The following is a 1096-nucleotide window of genomic DNA, read 5'->3' as shown; positions in this document are numbered from 1 at the left end:
CGGACGGCGGGCGGACGGCTCGCGCCGATCGGCGAGTGATGCCGTGCGCCGAGCGGCGGCCGAGGCATCGCGCCGAGCGGAAGAGGTGCGAGGCGCGCGGGCGGCGCGACCGGCGCGGTGGGGAGGCCGGGGGCCGAGTGGCTCGCGTTAGATTGTGGGCGTGTCCTTCCGTCTCAGGCGCCCCCGCGTCCTCCTCCTGTGCGTCCTGCCGGTGCTCGCGCTGATCCTCGTCGCCGCGCTCGCCCCGCTGCCGTTCACCGTCGCCCAGCCCGGCACCACGGCGAACGTGCTCGGTTCGGACAAGGGGCAGAAGGTCATCACGATCAGCGGTGCCCCTCAACGCCGTACCAGCGGGCAGCTCAGGATGACGACCATCCTCGCCACCGCGCCCGACGCGACCGTCAAGCTCGGCGACGTCATCGACGGCTACTTCCGCACCGACCGCGCCGTCATGCCGCGCGACTCGGTCTACCCCGGCGGCGACGTCAAGGAGATCGAGAAGCACAACCTCGCCGACATGCGCTCCTCCCAGGACCACGCCACCAACGCCGCCCTCTCCTTCCTGGGCCGCAACGACGAGAACGTCAAGGTCACGCTGCGCCTCGCCGACGTCGGCGGCCCGAGCGCCGGGCTCCTCTTCTCGCTCGGCATCGTCGACAAGCTCGACGGCGACGGCAAGGGCGGCGACCTCACCGGGGGCCGCACCATCGCGGGCACCGGCACGATCAGCGACAGCGGCGAGGTCGGTGCGGTCGGCGGTGTCGCGCTGAAGACGAAGGCCGCCCGCCGCGACGGCGCGAGCGTCTTCCTCGTCCCGAAGGACGAGTGCTCCGACGCCCGCTCCGAACTCCCCAAGGGCCTCCGCCTCGTCCCCGTGACCACGCTCAAAGGCGCGGTCTCCGCGCTGCGCGCGCTCAACGACGGCGGCAAGGTGCCGAGTTGCTGACCGTGCGAGCCGCAGCGGCAACCTGAACCACCCCGGTACCGGCCTCACGTGCGCACCACCGCGCGCCCCGGGACCGCGAGCCGCAGCCCCAGGCCGACGAGCCCCCAGCCGAAGCGCGCCCGCAGCCCCCGCACCCGCCCCGCGCCCGGC

The 1096-nt window shown here is 74.0% G+C and carries 1 protein-coding gene; it reads left to right on the top strand.

The genetic code is table 11. The annotated features are described in order from the left end of the window. Positions 1 to 154: 154 nt before the first annotated feature. Complete coding sequence (locus G3I42_RS34550; protein WP_164291606.1) at positions 155 to 946, top strand: S16 family serine protease; 792 nt, start codon at positions 155 to 157, stop codon at positions 944 to 946. Positions 947 to 1096 lie beyond the last annotated feature (150 nt).

Source organism: Streptomyces sp. SID11385 (genome assembly GCF_010548245.1).
GTDB lineage: Bacteria > Actinomycetota > Actinomycetes > Streptomycetales > Streptomycetaceae > Streptomyces.
The sequence above is the reverse complement of the archived record's forward strand: the minus strand, read 5'-3'. Positions and strand labels throughout refer to the sequence as shown.